Raw genomic sequence first — 18,102 nt, forward strand, 5'->3', positions numbered from 1 at the left:
TCATGCTCGATGATAAGCCGTGGTCCATCGGGGCGCACGGTGCGACCAGGGGCGGGACGCCCCGGTGAGGAGTCCAGGGTGAACGGCACGGAGACAGGACATGTGGAGAAACGGGTCTACGTCGACAAGCAGAGCCCGAAGGCCTACCACGCTCTGGTCGCCACGGCCGAAGCGGTGCGCACGGTCGCCCAGGAGGCAGGACTGTCCCGGACCCTGGTCGAGCTGGTCAACCTCCGGGTCTCACAGATCAACGGCTGCGCCTACTGCCTGGACGTCCACACCCGGGCGGCCCTGCGCGCGGGCGAGACGACCCGGCGGCTGGGGGTCCTGCCGGCCTGGCGCGACACCGAGGTGTTCACCGCGCAGGAGCGCGCCGCCCTCGCCCTCGCCGAGGCGACGACGACGCCCGCCGACGCCGCTCTGCAGGAGGACGCCTACGTCACGGCCCGCCTGACCCTCTCCGACGACGAGATCTCGGCCGTGATCTGGACCGCCGTCACCATCAACGCCTTCAACCGGGTCTCCATCATGAGCAAGCACCCCGTGCGCGGAGTCCCCCAGCAGTGACGTGACCGGGCGGCGCTCCTCCCCGGCGACGGTGGGGACCGCGCCTTCCGGGCGATGAGCTGTCCCCGCCCGCCTGCCCTCGCCGTACCGTCCGTCCGCCGTCCGGGTGAACTCCGCTCCGACCGGGCCCCACGCCGGGCAGGGATAGGGGCATCCGCGGTTCTCGCGGCCGGAAGCACCGGTGTACGCGGTAGCGGACAAGCGGGCGAAAGGGGATCTCCATGCTCGGTCCACGGGCGACGCGGGCCGGGACCGGCCCCGGCGGACGTACCGGCTCCGACAGGGAATCGAGCACGGCGGCCGTCGACGCACTCCTCGCAGAGCACCTCGGCACGAGGCTGCGGGAAGCCCGGCAGGTGGACAGCGTGTTCGCCGACGAGGTGGCGTCGAGGGTGGCCGCTTTCGTCCTGAACGGGGGAAAGCGGCTGCGGACGGCCTTCGTGCGGTGCGGATGGATGGCCGCCGGCGGATCCGGTGACGCCGGGACGCCCCTGCGCATCGGAGCCGCCCTCGAACTGCTTCAGGCCTGTGCACTGGTCCACGACGACGTCATGGACGAATCGCCGGTACGCCGGAGCGCGCCGGCCGTGCACATGGACTTCGCCCGTATGCACCGGGCGGGCCGGATGCGCGGCTCCGCCGCGTCCTGGTCGGCCAACGCGGCGGTGCTCGCCGGAGACCTGGCCCTGGCATGGGCCGACGACCTGCTCACCGAGACCGCGCTGAACTCCCCGTACGGCGAGCGGCTGCACCGCGAGTGGCAGGCGATGCGCGTCGAGATGGCCGCCGGTCAGTACCTGGACGTGCGGGCACAGGCGACGGGGTCCTCCGACCTCGCCCAGGCCAGGCACATCGCGACGCTCAAGAGCGCGCTCTACACCGTGGAGCGGCCGCTCGCCCTGGGAGCCTCCCTCGCCGGGGCCGACGCCCGCACCATGGACGCGCTGCGGTCCGCCGGGCAGTCCGTGGGACTCGCCTTCCAGCTCCGTGACGACCTGCTGGGCGCGTTCGGCGACCCCGACGTCACGGGAAAGCCCACGGACGAGGACCTGCGGGCACGCAAGCTCACCTACCTCCTCGCGGTCGCACTCAGGCTCGCCACCGAGTCGGGCGACACCGACGCCCTGGCCGTCCTCGGCCCCGAGGGCGCCGCACCCGGTGGCGAGAGGGTGCACCGCATGCGGGCGGCTCTGGAACGTACGGGCGCGCGGGCCGCGGTGGAGGAGGAGATCGCGGGGCTGTCGGCTTCGGGGCTGCGCCACTTCGCGTCCTCCGGGGCCGACGAGAGGGCCCGGAGCGAGTTCGCCTCGCTCGTGGCCCGTGCCGTGGGCGCCGTGCCCGCCCGGAGCGGGGAGGACGCATGAAGACCGTGCCCGGCCGTACCGACCACGTGGTGGTGGTCGGCGCCGGTCTGTCCGGCCTCGCCGCCGCCCTCCACCTGCTCGGGGCGGGCCGCCGGGTGACCGTGGTCGAACGGGACACCGGGCCGGGGGGCCGGGCGGGACGAGTGGAGATCAGCGGGTACCGGATCGACACCGGGCCGACGGTGCTCACCATGCCGCACCTGGCCGACGAGGCGTTCGCCGCCGTCGGGGACAGCCTCCACCGCAGGGTGGAGCTGATCCCGCTGCACCCGGCCTACCGGGCCCGTTTCGCGGACGGCAGCCGACTGGACGTCCACACGGACGGCGACGCCATGGAGGCCGAGGTGCGGCGGTTCGCCGGGGCCACGGAGGCCGCGGGATACCGCCGGATGAGGACGTGGCTGGAGCGGCTGTACCAGGCACAGATGCACCGGTTCATCGACACCAACTTCGACTCCCCCTTCCAACTGCTGCACCCGGACCTGGCACGGCTGGCCGCCCTGGGGGGCTTCGGCCGGCTCGATCCGCAGATCGGCAGGTTCCTGTCGGACCCGCGGCTGCGCAGGGTGTTCTCCTTCCAGGCGCTGTACGCGGGTGTCGCCCCGGCCCGCGCCCTCGCCGCCTACGCCGTCATCGCGTACATGGACACCGTCGCGGGCGTCTGGTTCCCGAAGGGCGGCATGCACGCGCTTCCCCGGGCGATGGCGGACGCGGCGGCCGACGCCGGGGGCCGGTTCCGGTGGTCCTCCGAGGTGAGCGCGCTGGAGAGGTCGGCCGGCCGCGTACGGGCCGTCAGGCTGGCGTCGGGCGAACGGATCACCTGTGACGCCGTCGTCCTGACACCGGATCTGCCCACGGCCCACCGCCTCCTGGGCCGGGCACCACGCCGCCCCGTGCCGCTGCGCCACGCGCCCTCGGCCGTGGTCCTGCACGCCGGCACGGACCGCACCTGGCCCGAACTGGCGCACCACACGCTCTCCTTCGGGGCCGCCTGGGAGGGCACCTTCGACGAACTCACCCGCACCGGACGCCTGATGAGCGACCCGTCACTGCTCATCACCCGGCCGACGACCCACGACCCGTCACTCGCGCCGAAGGGCAGGCACCTGCACTACGTCCTCGCCCCGTGCCCCAACACCACGACCGGCCCGTCGGCGGCCACCTGGCGCGACCTGGGCCCCCGCTACCGGGACAGCCTGTGCGCCGAGCTCGAGCGCCGGGGACTCGACGGCTTCGAAGCGTCCATGGAGCAGGAGCTGCTGGTCACCCCGGTGGACTGGACGGCCCAGGGGCACGCGGCCGGCACCCCGTTCTCCGCGGCGCACACGTTCGCGCAGACCGGCCCCTTCCGGCCCCGCAACCTCGTACGGGGCTACGACAACGTCGTCCTCGCCGGATGCGGGACCACACCCGGTGTGGGCGTGCCGACCGTCCTCGTCAGCGGCAAGCTCGCCGCGGCCCGCGTCACCGGCCTGCCGCGCGCGCCGCGCGTGCGCCGCGGTCCCCCCGTCCTCGAGAGGCAGAGCAGATGAACCGCCGTGAACTGGACGCCGCCGGGATCACCGGGCCTGCCCTGCGCGCCGCGTACGCCCGGTGCCGGCGGCTCAACGCCCAGCACGGGCGGACGTACTTCCTGGCCACCCGGCTGTTGCCGGTCGAACGCCGGGCCGCCGTGCACGCGCTGTACGGCTTCGCCCGGTGGGCCGACGACATCGTGGACGACCTGGACCGCCGGCAGCCGCCGCAGGAGCGCGACCGGCTGCTGCGCCTGCTGGAGAGCGACCTGGCCGACGGCCTCCGTACGGGAGGCGGCGAGGAGCCGGTGGTCAGGGCCGTCGCGGACACCGCCGGGCGCTATGCCATCGACCACGGACTCTTCGCCGACTTCCTCGCGTCCATGCGCAGCGACCTGACGGTCACCGACTACCCGACGTACGAGGACCTGCGGGGCTACATGCACGGCTCGGCAGCGGTGATCGGGCTCCAGATGCTGCCCGTGCTCGGGACGGTCGTGGCCCGCGAGGCCGCCGCACCGCACGCGGCCGCTCTCGGAGTGGCCTTCCAGCTGACCAACTTCCTGCGGGACGTCGGCGAGGACCTGGACCGCGGACGCGTCTACCTGCCGGCGGACCTGCTCGCCGCCCACGGAGTGGAGCGGCCCCTGCTGGAGTGGAGCCGTCGCAGCGGACGCCACGACCGCCGCATCCGGGCCGCGTTCGCCGAGGCCGACACGATGATCCGCGCCGTGTACCGGGAGGCGGAACCCGGCATCGCCATGCTGGAACCGAGGGCGCGGCCCTGCATCCGCACGGCGTTCGTCCTGTACCGGGGGATCCTGGACGCGATCGCCGCCGACGACTACCGGGTGCTGCACCGCCGCGCCGTGGTGCCGCGCCGGCGGCGGACCGCGATCGCCGCCGGAGGGCTCGTACGGATCCTGGGCGCGCGCCTGCGGTCCGGCCCGCCCGTCGCGGTGCCGGAGGCGGCCGCCGGGGCGGAAGGCTCCCTGCGATGAGCGGCCGACGGAGAAGGACGGTGTGGACCCCGCCCCTGCGGGTACGGCGGGCCCCTCGCTGGGAGGGGCAGGCACCGACCTGGCGCCAGGCGAAGCCGGCCGTGATCGCCGAAGCACTGAAGCGTGCCGCGGCACGGCCGTCGGGCAACTGGTACGTCGTCGGGGCCTCGCGCGGGATGGCGGCGCGGGACCGTCCGTACGGGCGGAGGGTCGCCGGGGCGGAAGTCGTCCTGTGGAGGGCCCAGGACGGCACGCTGCGCGCCGGCCCGGGGGAGTGCCCGCACCTGGGAGCACCACTGCGTGACAGCAGGGTGACGTGCGGAACGCTCCGGTGCCACTGGCACGGGCTCGCCCTCGACGGCGGGCCGTTCGCCGGGTGGGAGCCCTACCCGGTGCACGACGACGGGGTGCTGGTCTGGGTCAGGCTCGACTCCGCCGGGGGCGAACGCCCGCTGGAGCGGCCGGTCGTGCCGGAGCGGCCGGCGCAGGAGGGCGGGGTGGACGCGGTGTTCACGGCTGCGGGGCGCTGCGAGCCCGAGGACGTGGTCGCCAACCGGCTCGACCCGTGGCACGGATCCTGGTTCCATCCGTACGCGTTCGTCGGCCTGGACGTGGCAGCCACCCCCGAGGACGGCGGGGACGACGCGTTCGCGGTCGATGTGTCGTTCAAGGTCGCGGGCCGGCTGGTGGTCCCGGTGCGGGCGGTGTTCACCGCGCCCGAACCGCGCACGGTGGTCATGCACATCACGGACGGCGAGGGTGCCGGTTCGGTGGTGGAGACCCACGCGACCCCGCTCACCGCGCCCGGCGCCACGGATCCGCGGACGGCGGTGGTCGAGGCCGTCGTCGCCTCCTCGGACCGGCGGGGCTTCGCCCTCGCGCGCGCCGCCGCGCCGGCCCTGCGGCCCCTGATGCGCCGGACGGCGGGCCGGCTCTGGCGTGACGATCTCGCCTACGCCGAGCGCCGCTGGTCCCTGCGGGGCACCGGGCGCCACCCCGGCTGATCCTCAGCGCCGGCCTGCCGGACCCGCGAGGGCGCGCAGGACCCGCGACCGGCCGGCCCGGGGGACGGTCCACAGCACCTGCCCCCGGATGCCCCATCCGGCGAGGAGCGCGTTGGCGGCCAGGAACCCCGAGGTCGCCGCGCGCTCCATCAGGGCGACGGGAAGCCCCGTGCGCACCAGGTCGCCCGCCAGCGTGACGCGGGGATGGGAGGTGCGCACGCCCGGCCGCCGCCGGTAGCCGCCCACGGAGAAGACGGGGCAGTCGGCGCGCCATTCGTGCCGTGCGTCGACGACGCGCGCGTCCGCCGTCTCGGGATAGATCTCGTGCAGCCGGTCGAGCATCCGGCGCCGGACCTTCTTCCGTTCCTCCCGCCCGTCGACGGCGTAGGCGTGGAGTTCGACCACGGATCCACCCGTCCGCGCGGCCCAGCGGGCCGATTCGCCCTCCCAGCGGTCGAGGACGCTGACATTGTCGAGGCCGTCGTACCCGCTGGTCCCCAGGAACCCCGGTCGGTCCTCGCGCACCGGTCGGTCGAGCCACAGCCGGGACACGAGGAACGGAGGCGCTGTGCGCAGGGCCGCGATGTCCGCGCGCCAGGACGCCTCTCCCAACTGCGGCGACGCGCCCACGACATGACGCAGTCCGTCGGTGTCCAGAGCCAGGACCACCGCCTGGTGGAGGTCGGCCGCCCCCTCGGTCTCCACCGTCAGGTCACCGCCGGCGGCGGGGCTGACACGCAGGACGGGCGTGCCGGTACGCACCTGGGCGCCGAGCTGCCGCAGATAACCGTCCAGCGGATCCCAGAGCGCCTGCGGGAACGGCTCGGCCGGCACGTCGAAGAGGAGGCCCTCGGAGGACCCGAGGAAGTAGATGTGGAACATCAGCAGGAGTTCGGCGGCGGACAGTTCTCGCGGGTCGGCGAAGAAGCTGCGGGAGAACACCTCGAAGGCCAGGTGCCGGGCCGCCTCGGGGAAGTTGATCCGGCGGAGGAAGTCCTCAGCGCTGACCCCGTCGTACCGCTCGTACACCTCGGGGACCCGGACGTCGAGGAGGGGAAGAGCTTCCCGGGGGTTCATCGCGGCGAGGTCGCGCCAGCCGAACGCCGGGCTGAGCGCGACGAATCCGAGCGCGCTCCACGGCGGGGTCCTCGGGACGCGGGCGAAGCTGTCCGTCAGGCCATTGCGGTGCCGCAGGGGGTAGTCCGGCAGCGGGGTGAGCGACACCAGCCCGGGGTCCGTACGCCGCAGGAGGCCGCGCAGGTTGTAGTACTGGCGGAAGAAGGCGTGGAACCCGCGGCTCATCGTCGCCCCCGACCCGTCGGCGAGGCTGACGGGCCACCCGGCGAGGCGGCCGCCGAGGCTCTCCCCCTGCTCGTACAGGGTGACGCGGACACCGCGTTCGGCCAGTGCTGTCGCAGCCGCGATGCCGGCGATGCCGCCACCGACCACCGCGGCCGAGGGGGCGTCGCCGGTGAAGCGCTCCCGTCCCGGTTCCGGCATGAGGACCTCCGCCCGGCCGTCGCGCCCGTGGCGGCCGGCATCCGGGCGGAGCCCGCGGGCACTCATGACGACCCCGCCCCGGCGTGCCCCGCGCCGTTCCGGGCCAGGAAGACATGGACGATGCCGGTCTGCCAGCCGCCCACGGGGACGGTCCGCACGAACGGGAACCCGGCCCGGGTGATCCGCTCGGCGAAGGCGGGAGCGGTGTCGAACGCCAGGACGCTGCGCCACAGATGCCGGTACAGCTCACGGTCACCGGTCAGGGTGCCCGCCGGGACGATGACACCCCTGCAGACCGTGTTCCACACGGCCCGGTGCACGGGGGAACCACTGAGGCTGTACTCGTGGACCAGCAGACGGCCGCCGGGGCGCAGGAGGGCGCGCACGGCTTCGAGGACCTCACCGGGGTCTGCGACGTTGCGGAAGAGGTAGGCGGCGAAGACGGCGTCGTACGATCCGTCGTCGTCGGTGGTGGCGAGATCCTCGGCGGACCGGTGCAGGAAGCGCACGTTCGGTGGCCAGCGCTTCGCGCGCGCCCGCGCCAGCATCCCCGCGGAGGCGTCGACCGCCGTGATCCTCGCGTACGGGGCCGCCCGCAGCAGCGCCCGCGTCGACGCACCCGTCCCGCAGCCGAGATCGAGCACCCTCAGCCCTCTTCCTCCGCGGGGCAGCCGGAGGCGGTGCGCCGAGCGGAACAGGTCCGAGCGGTAGCCCGGGTTCAGCGCCGTGAGCCGGTCGTAGCTGTGCGACGCCTGATCGAAGGCGCGTGCCAGGTCGTGGTCCCGCAGCAGGGTCATCGGGGGCTCTCTTCGGATCGGCCGGTGGCCCGGCGGGCGAGGAAGGGGAGTTCGGCCGCGGTGCGCAGCATCGGGCCCACTGGCGTCCGCAGGCCGATGCCGAACTCCTCCCACGGCGTGCTCCCGCCGTCGAGGAAGCGCAGCATCCGTTCCATGGGAACGCGTCGGAAGAGGTCGGTGAAGAAGCGCGGGCCGTCCACCCGCCCGGTGTCCAGGGCACGCAGCAGCACGGCGTCCATGGCGAGAGCACGGCGGCCGTGCGGCGGCGGCACGCCCGGGCGGCCCCGGTGGAGTGCCGCCGCGATGGCGCGGCTCTGGCGCTGTACGGCCGCGAAGGTGTAACCGGTCGCCGGGCGGGTGGCACCCCCGGCAGCCCCGATACGGAAGACGCTGCGGCCCGTCCTGCGGGGGAACCGCGCGTCGGTCATGGGGATGACGCCCTGCTCGGCCGACTCCACGGCGAACCCGCCGAGCCGCAGGACGTTCCCCGTGTACTGCCGCAGGGCGGTTTCGTACGCGGCCGTCGTCAGGGGGGCACGGGAGAACTCGGTGTACTCCACCAGAGCCCGGTCCGGTGCGAGCGGCAGGACGTAGCCGAACGCGAGCCCGTGGCGGGGCTGCGGGACCCGGAAGTCCATGAGGTCGGCCACCCCGGGATCGAAGGCGGGGGAGGCGGTGCGGACGAACCAGCCCCGGAAGTGCTGCAGCAGCAGCGTGCGGTGCGGCGGGGTGTCCCGCACGGGACGCGAGTCGAAGACGTATCTGCCGCGCAGCACGAGTGGTCGTCCGTCGGGCGTCGTGCAGCGCACCTCGCCGCCGTACGGCGCTTCGCGCACCTCGTGGGCCGTGGCGCGCACCAGGCGGCCGGCGGGGGAAGCCGCCAGGCGGGAGTGGACCAGCTGTTCGAAGGGGCCCGAACGCACCATGCGGTAACGCAGCGGCGCGGGGTCCGACTCGATCACGAATCCGTCCGGCCCGCGCACGCGCAGCCGCTGCCACGTGGCGGTGACGGCCTCCTCGAACACGCCGTCGCCCGCCTCCCAGTAGCACCAGGTGCGCTCCGCAGGGCGCAACGGGCCGTCGGGGGCCTCGACCAGCGTCACACCCGTGCCGGTCCTGGTGAGCCAGTGGGCCAGGCAGAGTCCGGCCGCGCCGCCGCCCACGATCACGGCGTCCTCCGCCCGCCCCCGCGCGCCGTCGGCCGCGGCCTGCCCCGTCGCGCGCCGTCCCGTCACGTCCTGGGGGTCCGCGCGGCCGCGCGGTCGGCCAGCACCTCGCGTGCGGCCCTGCTGCCGGAGGCGAGCGCGCCCTGCACCGATCCGGTCGCCCGGTGGTCCCCGCAGACGTAACGGCCCCGGGCGAAGCGGGTCGTACGGCTCAGCGGCCAGGGGGGCCGCATGGCGGGCAGGGCTCCCTTCACGGTGTAGGCGGCGACCGGCTCCCAGGTGTCCGTGTCCGTGTCGTAGAGCTCCGCCAGGCGTGCCCGGACCGTCCTCTCCCCGTCGGGCGGGCCTTCGCCGAGTACGGACGTCGACACCAGGGCCGTGCCCGGGGGAGCGTAGCCGGGCACGACCTCGGTGAGCACACAGCTGTTCAGGACGGCGAGCCCGCTGTCCACGACCAGGGTCGGCTCGGTCAGCGGTGACCGTGCGGCCGCGTGGTAATACGTCGTCACCGTGCGGCTGTCCGGAACCGCCAGACCCGGCAGCAGGCGGGCGGCCGTGACGGCGTCCGTGGCCACGACCACGGAGGCGGCGGGCCGCTCCGCGCCGTCGGCCAGGAGCACCCCCGCGTCCGTGACCTCGGCGACGGGAGAACCGAGGCGGAGGGCGCCGTCCGGGAGCCGGGCGGCGAGCTGCGCCGGCACGGCGCCGATGCCGAGGGCTGGCAGACAGAGCGTGCCGCGCGCCATGCTCCGCCACACCAGATGCAGGAAGCGTGCCGAGGTCTCCAGTCCTTCCTCGAGGAACACCCCGGACAGGAACGGCCGCATGAGGTCCTCGACCGCGCGTGGTGACAGCCCGGCGCGGACGAGCGCGTCCGACGCGGTGCGGTCGGGCATGCGCCCCAGTCGCTTCGCCGGGAGCAGGACGTCGCGGGCGGTCAGTGCGGCGACGGCGGCGAGGTCGCGTGCGGAGAGTACACGTCCCGGAAGCAGCTGGGCCGCGTCCTCCGGGCGCCTGGTGGGGTCGGTGACGCGCACGCGGCCCGAGGCCGTCCGGGCGATCAGGCCCGGGGTGAACGGCCGCAGGCGCAGCGCGCGCAGGTCGACGCGCTTCTTCACCTGCGGGTAGGAGGTGTTGAAGACCTGGAAGCCGCGGTCCAGGAGGAAGCCGTCCTTGCGGTCCGTGCGCATCCGGCCGCCCACCCCGTCGGAGGCCTCCAGCAGTTCGACGCGGAGGCCGGCGCCGCTGAGGTCGAGTGCGCAGGCCAGTCCAGCCAGGCCCGCGCCCACGACCACGACGTCCGGCGCCGGCGGGTGCTGTCGGTTCGTCATCCGTGTCCCTCGGCTCGGTCCCGTACGACTGACGGGCTGTCAACCCGATCACGTTCCGGGCGCCGAAGCCAGCAGCCGCCCCCAGGACCGCCCCTTCGGGTGCCCCGTACGGACCCACGCCGTCCGCTCCGGCCGGGTCAGCGTCCGGAGCCCCGCGTGCGCAGGGCGAATGCCCCGGCCACGGCGAGGGCGCCCAGACCGAGCGCCGTGAGCGTCCCGCGCGAGGAGAACGGCCGGTACGGGCCCGCGGCCATCAGGGACCACCGTGACTGTACGGACAGGACGCTCCCGGTGCTCTGCAGGGACCCGGCCGACAGCACGGACATGCCGGAGCCGATCGAGCCCACGGACAACGAGGACCCGATGGAGCCGACGGACAGCGCGCTGCCCACCGAACCGATGGACAGCACGGAGCCCACGGAGCCGATCGACAGGAGTGAGTCCCGCGACCACAGGGAATACGAGGAGCCCGAGGCCGCACGGGAGGGACGCTGCTTCATGCGGCCATTGTGCCGTGGGAAGGCGAGCCCCGCGAGGCGTTCCCACGAGGCGTACGGCCGGAGCCGCTCAGTTCGTGAGATGGCCCAGCACGATACGCATCGCACGGTGAACGGCGTCACGCGACGCGTCGGTCGGGTCGACCGCCTCGAACGTGTGGTGGCCGTCCGGCACGTCGACCACCTCGACGTCCGCCCCGCAGGCGTGTGCCGCGGTCAGGAAATCCTCCACGGTGGCCGAGATGTCGGCCGTCTCCAGCCCGGCCCGGACCAGCACGAGCGGCAGGGAACCCGCCCGGGCGACCGCCTCCGCCGGGCTGAAGCGGCTGCCGAGCCGGCCCCAGTTCGGCAGCGGCGCCATGATCGGGTAGTTGGCCGCCAGACAGCGCAGCCACGGCGGGGGCTCTCCCATCCAGTCCGCGGTGAGCGGGCCACTGCCGGAGAAGAACCACAGGGCGACGCGGTCCGCGTCCACCCGCGGATGGGCCCGGACCTGTTCCACCGCGTCCGCCACGTCGGCGGCGGCCTGCTCGTAGTCGTCCACGGAGTGCAGACCGTGGTCGAGAGTCACGCCCACCACGCCGTGGGCGGCGGCGAACCTGGCGTAACCGGTCAGCAGCGGCCAGTCCCGGGGGGTCGGGCGGGCCCCGGCGGGAACAGGACCGCCATGGACGAAGACCACGGCAGGGGAGGGCTCCTGGGCGGAGGACGGCACGTACAGGTCGACGTCGCCGGCCCGCTCGCGGGGGATGTCGGGCACGTCCAGCAGGAACGGCCGCAGATGGGCCGGCGGCTGGGCCGCGTCCACCGGGGCCAGCCGGTGTCCTTCGCCCGCCGAGGCCTTCAGCAGCGTCACGGCGAGAGCGGTGGGGCTGGACAGCATCGGCCAGTGCCCCGTGGGCAGCTCGAAGAAGGCCACCCGGGCGTCGGCCAGCGCCCGGAGCGTGGGTTCGCCCAGGTCAGCACGGGCCTGGACCATCGCGATGCTCGCCCCGTTACCGGTGCACAGCACTCCCGTCCTGGGCACCGCGGCCACCGCACCGGTCAGTCGCAGCGGCTGGAGCAGCGTGCCCAGCGGCTGCGGCGAGGCGAGGGCGGTGAGCCGGTCGAGCGCGGCGCCGGGGACGTCCGCGGTGCTGCCCCAGAGCCGCCACCCGTCGCGGGCCGGGGGCGGCAGCGACGCGCCCGCCCCCTGCGCCCCGCCTCCGGCGGCACGCACCGCCTCCTCGCGCAGGCCCCGGTCGGCCACCGCCGCCAGGGCCGGGACACCGTCCTGGGGCAGTCCGGAGTCCAGGTGGATGATCCGGGCGACCGACTCCACCCGCCGGTCGGCGGCGCCGACGGCCGGGTGGATGCCGTAGTCGTGGCCGACCAGCACGATCCCCTCACCCGCGGTCCGTTGGACCGAGTCGATCACCGCGAGGACGTCCGCGACGTGTGTCTCCAGGCCGATGTCCGTACCGGCGGGAGGGCGGGTTCCTCCGAGTCCGGTCAGGGTCACCGCGTGGACGTCGGCACCCGTCGCGGTGAGCCGCGCGGCTGTCTCGTCCCAGACGTGTGGGCCGGTGAACATTCCGGACACCAGGATGAACGTGCTCATGGTCTCTCCTCGATACGCCGTCGACCGCGGACGGGACCGGACACCCGGTCCCTGCGCGGGTACCGTAGGAACTCCCCCTGAGGGAGGTTCAAGTGTCCTCGTCGTACGACGGTCTGTGGGGCATCGGTGAGCTCGCCGAGCGTGCGGCGGTCAGCGTCAAGACGGTCCGCTTCTACTCCGACAGCGGCCTGCTGCCCGAAGCGGCCCGCAGCGCCGGCGGGCACCGCAGATACGGCCCCGGATCCCTCGATCGGCTGCGGATGATCCGCTCCCTGCGCTCCATGGACCTGCCGGTCGCCGCGGTGCGCCGCGTCCTCGACGAGGAGGAGGACACGGCGGGGCGTGCGGGCGGTGCTCTGGAGGAGGCCGTCGCCGGGCAGTTGCGCACGCTCGGATCCCAACTGCGCGCGCTGCGCTGGAGAGAGGCGGCGCTCCGCTCGGTCCAGGAGTGTCCGGCGGCCGAACGCCCCGGCCGGCTGCGCCTGATCGGCGCGGTGACCGCGCCGCCCGACACCGCGCCCCTGGCCCGGTTCTGGCGCGGCTGGCTGCCGCCGCGCATGCCCGCCCGGTCGGTCACCGCGTTCCTCGAGATCGCCGTGCCGCAGCCACCCGAGGATCCCGAGCCGAACCAGGTGCTCGCGTTCGCTCATCTGTGCGCCATGGTGTCCCGCACCTGCGACGCGTCTGCCGGGCCCACCCAGCCCCATGCGCACAGGGCTGCGGGACCCCGGGACTCGGCCGTGCTCTACGCGGGTCTGGCCGAGGCGTACGACCTGGCGGCGACCGAGATGCGCCGGGACAGGGAGCCGTGTCCGGGGGAGGCGCTGGACGGCTTCGTGGACGCGTACGCGAGCGCCCGCAACACCGCGGACACGCCCGGCTTCCGCCGGGCGCTGGCCCGTCAGCTCACGGCTGACCCGCGCATCGACCGGTACTGGGAGCTCACGTCCGAGCTGACCCGCCCGCCGGCCGGTCCGCCCCAGCCGACTCCCGGGTCGGCGCACGACTGGCTTCTCGCCGCGCTGGACGCCGAGTCGGGAGCGTCGCTGCCCGCGTAGGACGGTGCCGGCGCCGCCGCACCTCCGTTCACCCGCACGCCAGGACGTCGGTGGAAACGCTTCGACCGGCTGTCCGCCCGCCTCGGACCGCGGGCGGACAGCAGGGAGCCGACGGGCCGGCAATCCGCGCCCGTCGGCTCTCCCGTACGTCCCTACGTCATTGCGGGCGTCCCAGCGCCCATCCCGACACATCGGCCAGGCGTCCACGCCACAGGGGCAGCCGCAGCGATCCCGTACCGCCGAAGACCAGTGTGGCGTCTCTGAGGTGGATCCAGCGCGGAAGGTGCGCGACGTCCTCGCCGGCCCCCAGCTCCCTGATGCCCTGGTCCACCGTCTCCGGGAACTCCGCGATCAGGTTCGCGCCCTCGCCCTCCACCTGGCGGAGGCTTCGTGCCCAGTCCGCCTTCCACGCCTCGTGGCCGATCACGTCTCCGTGCAGAACGCCACCGGCCATGGCGAGGGTGATCGGCAGACTGGAGCGCAGCTCTCTGTCCAGCAGCTGGATCAGCAACTGCAGCTGGAGATCGGGCACGGGCTCCGTCATCACCGCGGTCGTTTCCGGCGGTGTCCCGACAGACTCGCTCATGGACCACTCCCTTCGTCTGACAAGCGGCAGGTGACAGCCCGTATGCCCCCTGCCGGGGCCGTCACACCCCCGGACAACCGAGTGACGGGGAGATGGGCGAGGGCGGCCCCTTGACTCACCGCACACACGAACACGGGTGTCACAGCCAGCGCCGGATCGGCACGACCGCTGCTTCGCGCGCCCGCTGCACGACTGAGCGGCGCCTCCACCGGCTCCCGTCGATCAGGGTGCTCTTCTTCATGTCCTCTTCGAAGTGGCCGTCCAGCGTGGCGGTGAACTCCGGGTCCAGCACCGCGAGCATCACTTCCTCGTCGTGCTCCAGCGAGCGGCGGTTGAAGTTCGTCGATCCGATCAGCGAGCCGATACCGTCCACCGTCAGCACCTTGGTGTGCATCATGGTCGGCTGGTACTGGTAGATCTTCACGCCGCAAGCGGTCAGGTCCTCGTAGAAGTTCTGGCCTGCCAGCTGGCACACCCGCTTGTCCGTGTGCGGCCCGGGGAGCAGTATCTCCACCGACACACCCCGGCGGGCGGCGGCGCACAGCACCTCGACGAAGTAGGCATCGGGCGAGAAGTACGCCGTGGTGAGCCGGACCCGCTCCTCCGCGGACTCCAGCACGACGCGGAGCAGGGTCTGCATGTCCTGCCAGCCGAAGCTGGACGATCCGCGCACCACCTGGACGACCGAGTCGCCCTGCCGTGTGGCGTCCACGAACCTGTCGCGGTCGGTGAAGAGCTCGTCGTGGCACTCGGCCCAGTTCTGTGCGAACGCGGCGGCCAGACCGTCCACCGCGGGGCCCTGCACCCGCACATGGGTGTCCCGCCACTCGTTCTTGTTACGGGCGTCGCCGCACCACTCCTCGGCGATCCCCACCCCGCCGGTGTACGCGGTCTCCTCGTCGGTGATCAGGACCTTGCGGTGGCAGCGGTGGTTCTGCTTGAGCGGAGAGAGGTACAGCGGCTTCCGGAACCACGCGACCTCCACCCCGGCCTCGTCCATCAGCGCCAGCTGGTCCTTCTCGATCAGCCGGGACCCGAAGCCGTCCAGCAGCAGTCGCACCCGTACTCCGGCGCGAGCCCGCTCGGCCAGTGCCTCGGCGAACTCGGAGGCGATGTCCCCGCGCCAGTAGACGAACGTCATCATGTCCACGGTGTGTTCGGCACCACGGATGGAGGCCAGCATCGCGGGGAAGATCTCGTCCCCGTTGCGGAGCGGGACGAGCTTGTTGCCCTCGGTCGCGGCGATGCCGATCAGGCGCTCCAGCCGCCGCCGCAGCCGCTTCGCGCGCTTCTCGTGCAAGGCTTCCTCGGGTCTGTCGAGCGTGGATCTCTCATCTATGTGGCTGGACAAATTTCTCACCTGGTGACTTGTGGGCAGACGGGCATGGCGACCCTACTCTCGTGGCCCTCTACCCCCAGGAGCCGCCGGTATGGCTCCGGCCCGGGCGAGGTGGCCGGGGGCGCCCGTCCGCCGGCCGGCGCCCCCGTAGGACACGGCAGGTGCCGCGGACTCCGTGACGCCGACGGCGGCGGTGCGGCCCTGACGCGCCGGGTGGACGGGGGCCCTCCCGGACGGAAGTGACGTAGAGCACACGGAACGCGGGGAACTCCCACGCACCCCGCTCCGACTACTCGACCGGCCGACCACGGTCTGCCCGCCCCTGTCCCGCGCATGAGGAGACCAGCCATGTCCGTCGAGCCAGCGGTACGCGCTTCCGATGATGCGCGGGAGACCCGGCAGCCCGAACCACCCGGCGCGCGCACCGCATGGGCGTCGCTCCGGCCGCTGGTGCTGAGACTGCACTTCTACGCCGGCGTGCTGATCGCCCCGTTCCTGTTGGTCGCGGCCACGACGGGTCTCCTCTACGCCGGTTCGTACCAGGCCGAGAAGATCGTGTACGCGGATGAGCTGCGCGTCCCCGTCGGCGCGGACGAACTGCCGGTCTCACGGCAGGTCGCGGCAGCCCGCGAGGCACATCCCGAGGGAACCGTCAGCGCCGTCAGGCCGTCGCCGGAGGACGGCGCGACGACGCGGGTGCTGCTCTCCGGCGTGCCCGGGGTGGACCCGGACCACACGCTCGCCGTGTTCGTGAACCCGTACACCGGTGAGCTGACCGGAACGCTGGAACAGTACGGCTCCACGGGCGCGTTGCCGCTGCGCACCTGGATCGACGAGCTCCACCGCGATCTCCATCTCGGCCAGACAGGGCGCCTCTACAGCGAGCTCGCCGCCAGCTGGCTGTGGGTGATAGCCGGGGGAGGCCTCGTGCTGTGGTTCGGCCGCCGGAGGGCCCGCAGGAGGGTCCGTGGAACCACGGGCCGACGGCGCACGCTCTCCCTGCACGGCACGGTGGGCGTGTGGGCGGCGATCGGGCTCTTCTTCCTGGCCGCGACAGGTCTGACCTGGTCGACGTACGCCGGACAGAACGTCTCCGACCTGCGTGAGGCCGTCGGCCAGACGACGCCGGCCGTCTCCGCGGGAATCGTGTCCGGGGGCGAGCACGCCGAGCACGCGCGGTCGGGCGGGCAGGACGGCGCACCCGGTCCGGGCGTCGGCCTGGACGCCGTGCTCGGTGCGGCCCGCGCCGAGCGCCTCTCGGACCCGGTGGAGATCGTGCCTCCGGCCGACCCGGCCTCCGCCTACGTCGTGCGCCAGATCCAGCGGAGCTGGCCGGAGAAGCAGGACGCGGTCGCCGTCGATCCGTCCACCGGCGCGGTGACCGACGTGGTGAGGTTCGCCGACTACCCGCTGCTCGCCAAGCTGTCCCGCTGGGGCATCGACGCACACACCGGCGTCCTGTTCGGGCTTGCCAACCAGCTCGTGCTCGCCGTCCTCACCGCCGCCCTCATCGCGCTGATCGTCCTGGGCTACCGCATGTGGTGGCGGCGCGGCCGCGGTTCCGCGTTCGGCCGCCCGATGCAGCGCGGGGCGTGGCAGAAGGTACCGCCCCACGTCCTGGTACCGCTGATGGCGGGCGTCGCGGTCGTGGGGTACTTCGTACCGCTCCTCGGCATCCCCCTGGCAGCCTTCATCGCCGTGGACATCGTGCTGGGCGAGGTCGCCCACCGTCGAGGGCGGCGCACGTACGCTCCCGTCGGCTGACAGGACATCCCGGCCGTCCTCGGAGCGAGGAGGCGTCAGGAGTCCTGGGGTGGTCGCGAGACCGTCCGCGTGGGAGGACCGGAGGGCGGCGCCCGCCCTCCGGTCCTCCCGCGTACTCGCCTGCGCCGGGCCGACCGTCGGTGCGAGGATGGGCCGCCATGATTCCAGGCCGGTGTTCCCGAGCTGTGCGGGCTGCGCTCTTCGCAGTCGTCTGCGTGCTGCTCGCGGCGACGGGCCACGTCCTCATGTCGGGAACGCCGGTCTCCGGGCGGGCGATGTCCCTGGCGCTCGTCGCCACGGCTGCCGCGGCCTGGGCGCTCGCAGGCCGCGAGAGGGGACTGCTCACCGTCACTTCGGCTGCCGTCGTGGCGCAGACCGCGCTGCACACGGGATTCACGCTCGCGCAGTCCTTCGCCCGGTCTTCCCCGCCCACACCGGTCTCCTACGCCCGCCAGTGGGCCGGAAAGCTGCTCTGCGGGGACGGGGCAGCCGCACTCTCCGACCGGGAAGCGGCCCGAATCGTCACGGACGCCGGGCTGGGCGACCTGATCTCCCGACCGCCTCCGGGCACTCTCGCCACCGCGTCGGCGGAGGCGGGCGGTCACAGCACCCACGTGGTGCACGGGATGACCGCGGAGGCCGCCTCCCACGTGGAACCGGCCGTGCACGGCGGCCATGGCATGGCCTCCGCGTCGTCGGCCGGGATGCTCGCGGCACACCTGCTGGCCGCCGTGCTGTGCGGGCTGTGGCTCGCGTACGGGGAACGAGCGCTCTTCCGCGTGCTGCGCGCCCTCGCGGTGCGACTCTGGACGCCGTTGCAGCTCCTGCTCGGTCTCACCGCGCGCCCACGGCGTCCACGCCCGCGCGTGCGGCGCGGGCGCCCCGGTCGCGCGCCCGTGCGGCTCCTTCTCGTTCACAGCATCACCTCGCGGGGTCCGCCGACGGGGACGGCTGTCGCGTAGCGACAGCGGCTTCCCCGAGCGTGCGGAACACTCCGTGGCGGCTCGGGCACCG

16 protein-coding genes are annotated in these 18,102 nt (G+C 73.7%); 8 read left to right on the top strand and 8 right to left on the bottom strand.

Features of this window, described 5'->3' with window-relative positions; translation table 11 throughout:
* The first annotated feature begins 9 nt into the window (after window positions 1-9).
* From ACFUNE_RS04765 to ACFUNE_RS04785, 5 genes are all read left to right on the top strand, one after another.
* Window positions 10-567, top strand: coding sequence for a carboxymuconolactone decarboxylase family protein (locus tag ACFUNE_RS04765; RefSeq protein WP_383562233.1), 558 nt, complete (start codon window positions 10-12; stop codon window positions 565-567).
* Between the two features lie 221 nt (window positions 568-788).
* Entirely contained in the window at window positions 789-1,931 is a 1,143-nt protein-coding gene (locus ACFUNE_RS04770; RefSeq protein WP_383562235.1) for a polyprenyl synthetase family protein, read from the top strand.
* The gene (crtI, locus tag ACFUNE_RS04775) at window positions 1,928-3,463 is read left to right on the top strand and encodes a phytoene desaturase family protein (protein WP_383562236.1); all 1,536 of its coding nucleotides are present in this window, start codon (window positions 1,928-1,930) and stop codon (window positions 3,461-3,463) included. Before ACFUNE_RS04770 ends, crtI begins: the two co-directional genes overlap by 4 nt.
* On the top strand, window positions 3,460-4,446 hold the full coding sequence (locus tag ACFUNE_RS04780) for a phytoene/squalene synthase family protein (RefSeq protein ID WP_383562238.1): 987 nt from the start codon (window positions 3,460-3,462) through the stop codon (window positions 4,444-4,446). The genes crtI and ACFUNE_RS04780 overlap by 4 nt, the downstream gene beginning before the upstream one ends.
* A complete protein-coding gene (locus ACFUNE_RS04785) occupies window positions 4,443-5,450 on the top strand; it encodes a DUF5914 domain-containing protein (protein ID WP_383562240.1) in 1,008 nt (335 codons plus the stop codon). The genes ACFUNE_RS04780 and ACFUNE_RS04785 overlap by 4 nt, the downstream gene beginning before the upstream one ends.
* A gap of 3 nt (window positions 5,451-5,453) precedes the next feature.
* On the opposite strand, the gene ACFUNE_RS04790 is transcribed toward ACFUNE_RS04785, so the two are convergent.
* The 6 genes from ACFUNE_RS04790 to ACFUNE_RS04815 form a co-directional block, all read right to left on the bottom strand.
* Window positions 5,454-7,016: an FAD-dependent oxidoreductase gene (locus ACFUNE_RS04790; RefSeq protein ID WP_383562242.1), complete on the bottom strand. Its 1,563-nt coding sequence runs from the start codon at window positions 7,014-7,016 to the stop codon at window positions 5,454-5,456.
* Window positions 7,013-7,747, bottom strand: a complete 735-nt coding sequence (locus ACFUNE_RS04795; RefSeq protein WP_383562244.1) for a class I SAM-dependent methyltransferase — start codon at window positions 7,745-7,747, stop codon at window positions 7,013-7,015. The genes ACFUNE_RS04790 and ACFUNE_RS04795 overlap by 4 nt, the downstream gene beginning before the upstream one ends.
* Window positions 7,744-8,982, bottom strand: a complete 1,239-nt coding sequence (locus ACFUNE_RS04800) for a lycopene cyclase family protein (protein WP_383562246.1) — start codon at window positions 8,980-8,982, stop codon at window positions 7,744-7,746. The genes ACFUNE_RS04795 and ACFUNE_RS04800 overlap by 4 nt, the downstream gene beginning before the upstream one ends.
* Window positions 8,979-10,244 carry an NAD(P)/FAD-dependent oxidoreductase gene (locus tag ACFUNE_RS04805; RefSeq protein ID WP_383562248.1) on the bottom strand — a complete coding sequence of 422 codons (1,266 nt, stop codon included), beginning with the start codon at window positions 10,242-10,244 and terminating at the stop codon, window positions 8,979-8,981. Before ACFUNE_RS04805 ends, ACFUNE_RS04800 begins: the two co-directional genes overlap by 4 nt.
* A gap of 137 nt (window positions 10,245-10,381) precedes the next feature.
* Entirely contained in the window at window positions 10,382-10,744 is a 363-nt protein-coding gene (locus ACFUNE_RS04810; RefSeq protein ID WP_383562250.1) for a hypothetical protein, read from the bottom strand.
* A 67-nt stretch (window positions 10,745-10,811) separates the two neighbouring features.
* A complete protein-coding gene (locus ACFUNE_RS04815; protein WP_383562252.1) occupies window positions 10,812-12,341 on the bottom strand; it encodes an alpha/beta fold hydrolase in 1,530 nt (509 codons plus the stop codon).
* 92 nt (window positions 12,342-12,433) lie between these two features.
* On the opposite strand from ACFUNE_RS04815, the gene ACFUNE_RS04820 reads away from it, so the two are divergent.
* Window positions 12,434-13,399, top strand: a complete 966-nt coding sequence (locus tag ACFUNE_RS04820) for a MerR family transcriptional regulator (RefSeq protein WP_383562254.1) — start codon at window positions 12,434-12,436, stop codon at window positions 13,397-13,399.
* A gap of 157 nt (window positions 13,400-13,556) precedes the next feature.
* Here ACFUNE_RS04820 and ACFUNE_RS04825 read toward each other — a convergent pair whose 3' ends face one another.
* Window positions 13,557-13,985: a hypothetical protein gene (locus ACFUNE_RS04825; RefSeq protein WP_383562256.1), complete on the bottom strand. Its 429-nt coding sequence runs from the start codon at window positions 13,983-13,985 to the stop codon at window positions 13,557-13,559.
* 139 nt (window positions 13,986-14,124) lie between these two features.
* Window positions 14,125-15,285 carry a phosphatidylserine/phosphatidylglycerophosphate/cardiolipin synthase family protein gene (locus ACFUNE_RS04830; protein ID WP_383562258.1) on the bottom strand — a complete coding sequence of 387 codons (1,161 nt, stop codon included), beginning with the start codon at window positions 15,283-15,285 and terminating at the stop codon, window positions 14,125-14,127.
* 387 nt (window positions 15,286-15,672) lie between these two features.
* Between ACFUNE_RS04830 and ACFUNE_RS04835 the strand changes: the two genes are divergently transcribed.
* Complete coding sequence (locus ACFUNE_RS04835; RefSeq protein WP_383562260.1) at window positions 15,673-17,088, top strand: PepSY-associated TM helix domain-containing protein; 1,416 nt, start codon at window positions 15,673-15,675, stop codon at window positions 17,086-17,088.
* Between the two features lie 158 nt (window positions 17,089-17,246).
* Complete coding sequence (locus ACFUNE_RS04840) at window positions 17,247-18,050, top strand: hypothetical protein (RefSeq protein ID WP_383562262.1); 804 nt, start codon at window positions 17,247-17,249, stop codon at window positions 18,048-18,050.
* Window positions 18,051-18,102 lie beyond the last annotated feature (52 nt).

The sequence above is a fragment of the Streptomyces sp. NPDC057287 genome (assembly GCF_042667905.1).
GTDB lineage: Bacteria > Actinomycetota > Actinomycetes > Streptomycetales > Streptomycetaceae > Streptomyces.

Bases quoted from the DNA above. Each gene is read 5' to 3' on its own strand.
- ACFUNE_RS04770 (WP_383562235.1), top strand. From the start codon at position 789: ATGCTCGGTCCACGGGCGACGCGGGCCGGGACCGGCCCCGGCGGACGT.
- ACFUNE_RS04805 (WP_383562248.1), bottom strand. From the start codon at position 10,244: ATGACGAACCGACAGCACCCGCCGGCGCCGGACGTCGTGGTCGTGGGC.
- ACFUNE_RS04790 (WP_383562242.1), bottom strand. From the start codon at position 7,016: ATGAGTGCCCGCGGGCTCCGCCCGGATGCCGGCCGCCACGGGCGCGAC.
- ACFUNE_RS04840 (WP_383562262.1), top strand. From the start codon at position 17,247: ATGATTCCAGGCCGGTGTTCCCGAGCTGTGCGGGCTGCGCTCTTCGCA.
- ACFUNE_RS04785 (WP_383562240.1), top strand. From the start codon at position 4,443: ATGAGCGGCCGACGGAGAAGGACGGTGTGGACCCCGCCCCTGCGGGTA.
- ACFUNE_RS04795 (WP_383562244.1), bottom strand. From the start codon at position 7,747: ATGACCCTGCTGCGGGACCACGACCTGGCACGCGCCTTCGATCAGGCG.
- ACFUNE_RS04810 (WP_383562250.1), bottom strand. From the start codon at position 10,744: ATGAAGCAGCGTCCCTCCCGTGCGGCCTCGGGCTCCTCGTATTCCCTG.
- ACFUNE_RS04780 (WP_383562238.1), top strand. From the start codon at position 3,460: ATGAACCGCCGTGAACTGGACGCCGCCGGGATCACCGGGCCTGCCCTG.
- ACFUNE_RS04765 (WP_383562233.1), top strand. From the start codon at position 10: ATGATAAGCCGTGGTCCATCGGGGCGCACGGTGCGACCAGGGGCGGGA.
- ACFUNE_RS04825 (WP_383562256.1), bottom strand. From the start codon at position 13,985: ATGAGCGAGTCTGTCGGGACACCGCCGGAAACGACCGCGGTGATGACG.
- ACFUNE_RS04835 (WP_383562260.1), top strand. From the start codon at position 15,673: ATGTCCGTCGAGCCAGCGGTACGCGCTTCCGATGATGCGCGGGAGACC.
- ACFUNE_RS04815 (WP_383562252.1), bottom strand. From the start codon at position 12,341: ATGAGCACGTTCATCCTGGTGTCCGGAATGTTCACCGGCCCACACGTC.
- crtI (WP_383562236.1), top strand. From the start codon at position 1,928: ATGAAGACCGTGCCCGGCCGTACCGACCACGTGGTGGTGGTCGGCGCC.